The following is a 4276-nucleotide window of genomic DNA, read 5'->3' as shown; positions in this document are numbered from 1 at the left end:
TAGACCTCTTGCAAAAGTCTTAAGTCGATCCTTGTACAGCAACATTTTTGAAGATTATCAACTACTAATAAATAATTAACTGAAAGTCCCTCCCATTATTGTTTCTATCGTTTGTTTTCGGATTTATGCAAGAGGTCTACTACTCCGTCAGGCTTCTGGTGTGAGGAAACAGTGAACTGAAAACTCAAATCCGATCCCTAATAGCTGTCTCCCGTCTCCCGTCTCCTGTCTCCTGTCTCGACTAGGAAATTAATTTTGCACGACTACTTATCTTCTGTGGAATCTTTCATCTGCCATATAATCATTTACAAGCCGAGGTTGTCATTGAACAGTAGGTGTGATACAATAGGATGGAAGTTTGGGAAGGTATTGGGAACAAGGCGGGTTTCAGACACGTTATCGCACTGCTGTGACTTTAGCCGCCCAGTTTTATAGGGGGAAGGCTAAAATCTTATTTACTCCCTAACCCTCTAAACAGTAACCACGATTTTTAGAAAAAATTCTTGAATTTTTTTTCCTAGAAAGCTTTTGAGTTACTAAAAAGCCCATATATTCAAATAAAAATAAACATAGAAACCTTAGAGGATTTAAGTCATGTTCAAAAATATTATTCAGAAGACTTTTAAATACCTGAGATACAAAATAGTCAAAAATAATGATCCTGTTTTTCACTTTCACTCAAATGCTTATTTAAGGCATAATGCAAGACGACTTGAACATTTGGCCAGCCTTAACATACCTGTAAGAGGTATGTCAGTACTTGAAGTGGGAGCAGGGATAGGTGATCACTCTCATTACTATCTAGACAGAGAGTGCCAAATTACGATAACAGAAACAAGACAAGATAATCTTGATTATCTTGTCTTGCGTTACCCCGGAGTTAATATCTTGAGATTAGATTTGGATTCTCCTCAGCCAATTGAAAATAGTCCATTTGATGTAGTTCATTGCTATGGATTACTCTACCATTTGAAAAATCCTGATGTGGCCTTGGATTTTCTCAGTCAATCTTGTCAAAAAATTCTTTTTTTAGAAACTTGTGTTTCTTTTGGTGATAGTGAACAGATAAACCCTGTTAAAGAAATACAAGCTAACCCTACTCAGGCTTTTTCTGGTGTGGGATGTCGTCCAACACGACGATGGATATTTTCTCGTTTACAAAATCATTTTGATTATGTTTACATCCCTAGAACACAACCTAATCATGAGGAATTTCCTCTAGACTGGAATCATCCAGAAAAACATCAAGGTTTGAGTCGTTCTATATTTATTGCTTCGAGGACTAAACTTGACAATGAAATGTTGACAGATGAACTTATACAACACCAAGTAAGACATAACTGACATTGCATGAACAACCTAAAATTTTTTTCAAGAAGGTTAACAAGAGCAATAGCCCGACGATTGCAGTTAGATCAAAATCTTTTTCGGCAAAATCAGCTTAAATTAGAATCGGCAAAAGCCAAAGGTCAAGAGTTGGTGGATGTAATGCCAGGAATCAATCTGCCAATGGTAATTCACCCAGATATGTACTTTAAAATTGGCTATACTAAATATATATTTGAACCTGAATCACTTGATTTCATCGGCGATCATCTCAAACCTGGACAAACTTTTCTGGATATTGGTGCTAACATTGGCTACTTCTCGCTGTTTTGCTCTAAAATAGTAACTCCAAGCGGTCGTGTTATAGCTTTTGAACCGGGAGACTTTGCCTTCAATCTACTGAAAAAAAATAAGGAGTTGAACAAATTTAATAACCTTGAAATACATCAGGCAGGTTTTGGAGAAAAAGATGAGATTGTAGAATTCAATTCAGGCGCACCTGGAATGGAAGTTTATAACTCATTGGGCAAGATTATTCATCCTTCAGCAGCTCCCGATAAATTTAAGACAATACCAGTTCAACTTTTTCAGGGATATACCTGGTTACAAAAGAATAATGTACAGCATATAGATTTAATGAAACTTGATGTTGAAGGCGGAGAATACCTTGTACTTAAGGGAATGCTGGAAATGTTTCAATCCCAAAAAATCTCTCGACTTTTAATAGAAATTACCGATGAAATGTCAAAAGCCTTTGGTTATCACCCTTCAGACATTATCTTAATGCTTAAAGATTGTGGCTATAATTGGTTTAAACTGGGTTCCTACGGCCAGCTTGAGCCATTGCTTGAAAATGACATAAGTAAGGTTAGTATAGGCAATCATATGTTCGTAGCTGTATCACAGAAATCTAAGCAGAGTTAAAAGCCTTGAAAACCATCGCCCTAGTTGATCCCCTGTGGGGAGGCCACCACCCCACCTACCTGAAGTTTTTCGCCAAGACATTGCTAGAATTGGGACATGAGGTAATTGTCCTTTGTCCCGCACCAGAAGAAGTAAATCAATGGATTATTGGCTGTTGTCCAGAGTTGACTAATCGTCTTCACTGCTTTGAACTAAATGAACCCCTATTACCCTACTTCCCTCTACGGCTATGGCAGCTGCGAAAATTGGTGATCGCTCGTTGGCAACAAGTGGCGAAGATTATGGAAAAAATCGCCACAAAACTGGGCAAAATACCAGATTTAACCTTTTTTGCCTGGCTGGACAGTTATTTGGCTCTTTATTTAACGGCAGCTACCAGCGATCGCATTTTTCCCTATCCTTGGTCTGGATTGTATTTTCAACCATCCCTGCGGAAAACTCTGAAATATCAGCAAATTCGGCGAGGTATTCTCGATCCCCTTGCGGTCTTGAAATCTAAGCACTGTCCAGGTGTCGCGGTGCTAGACGAAGGTATTGCCGATAGACTTCAAGGAAAAATCGCTAAACCAGTCATAGCTTTTCCTGATTTTGCCGATGAATCGCCCCCAGATTTAGATTGGCAGATAGTCAAAGATATTGCCGCTAAAGCTAGGGGCAAAAGAATAATAAGTTTGCTCGGAAGCTTGAGTGAGTACAAAGGATTGTCAACTTTTGTAGAATTATCTAGGCGATTTCCCGAAGGTTGGTTATTTGTTTTTGCAGGAAATCTATCAACAGTAGGGATTAAAACTCAAGAAATCGAGACAATTAAATCATTTTTTTGCTCAGAACCAGAGAATTGTTTTTTTTATCTGACGAAAATTCCTGGCGAGTCGCAATTTAATGCTTTGGTCAAAATCTCTGATGTTTTGTTTGCTGTACGAGAAAATTTTCCCTATAGTAGTAACACGCTCATCAAAGCAGCTTGTTTTCAGAAACTCGTGATCGCCAACCAGCAATACTGTATAGGAGAAAGAGTCAAAAAGTTTCATTTAGGATACACAATTGAGGCGGGAAATATTGCTCAGTGTGTCAGTCTTTTAGAACAATTGCGGACGGAACTCTCTAGTGGTAGGCTCTCGATCGAGCCAGATTTTGATAGTTATAGGCAGTTACACTCGATTACTCGTTTACAATCGGCTTTTCAAGAACTCGTAAAATTGCTGTAATACCAATTTTCAATAGTCGTGACTAACATCTGAAAGTGCAATTCCTTTCTCCGAGAGGGATTACGCTTTGAAATGATCAACTAAGTCTGTCATTACTTTTGAAAAATGATATAACATTTTTGTAATTAGTCACAGCAAGAAGCAGAGCTTATTGAGAATAAAGTAATCCTTAAGCCCTAGATATAGCAGTTCTCACACCTGTGTGGCACCTTTAGACCTTTGCTGATTAAGCTTTTTAACATCGATAATGTACCTCGTGCGAACAGGAAACGCTATAGATAGTATCCCACATTCCGCACCCTTAACTGTCACATTGGTCGTCCCCCTCTAGAGACTTGAGTAAAAATACTTAGCTGGTGAGGGTTTTCTCAGTGCCAGCTAGGGTAGGGCTGTTTCATTCACCCATCAGAATGTCAAAAGTAAAAGCGATCACTGTCAGGTAAAATGAGAAGTGACCGCCAAGCTTTTAAATATATGTTGGCTCTTCGGGAATTGTTATGCAAATAATTAACTTAAAATAAAATTCGATGAGAGTGCCTACGCCCAAAAATAGCTGAAATCTATACAGAGAAGGACTTGAGGCACAAACGGGTTAATACCAAAAGATAGACAATAGAGTTAAGATTTGATATAATAGCCAAAAACCAGAGTATTTTACTTATGATACTTGACAAATTTGGCTCTACCGAACCTGTCATGCAAAACTATCAACAACTCATGCTTGTAAAGCTTGTACAATAGGGCTTTGAGTTTTTGTTAGATTGATATTTATCAACTTTAGAGCATTGCTGGACAGAGAGGGAGCTTGGGGAATTTTC

At 38.3% G+C, this 4276-nt stretch carries 3 protein-coding genes; all 3 read left to right on the top strand.

Annotated features, from left to right (window positions below; genetic code table 11):
* Positions 1 to 594 precede the first annotated feature (594 nt).
* From ACOCD9_RS01370 to ACOCD9_RS01360, 3 genes are read left to right on the top strand one after another with little or no spacing between them, the layout of a single operon-like run.
* The gene (locus ACOCD9_RS01370) at positions 595 to 1344 is read left to right on the top strand and encodes a class I SAM-dependent methyltransferase (protein ID WP_287702636.1); all 750 of its coding nucleotides are present in this window, start codon (positions 595 to 597) and stop codon (positions 1342 to 1344) included.
* Between the two features lie 6 nt (positions 1345 to 1350).
* Positions 1351 to 2250: an FkbM family methyltransferase gene (locus ACOCD9_RS01365; protein ID WP_287702638.1), complete on the top strand. Its 900-nt coding sequence runs from the start codon at positions 1351 to 1353 to the stop codon at positions 2248 to 2250.
* Between the two features lie 5 nt (positions 2251 to 2255).
* Positions 2256 to 3458 (top strand): glycosyltransferase family 1 protein, encoded by a 1203-nt coding sequence (locus ACOCD9_RS01360; RefSeq protein WP_287702640.1) that lies wholly within the window; start codon positions 2256 to 2258, stop codon positions 3456 to 3458.
* Positions 3459 to 4276: the final 818 nt, after the last annotated feature.

The organism is Microcystis sp. (genome assembly GCF_048564745.1).
Lineage (GTDB): Bacteria > Cyanobacteriota > Cyanobacteriia > Cyanobacteriales > Microcystaceae > Microcystis > Microcystis ichthyoblabe_A.
The sequence above is the reverse complement of the archived record's forward strand: the minus strand, read 5'-3'. Positions and strand labels throughout refer to the sequence as shown.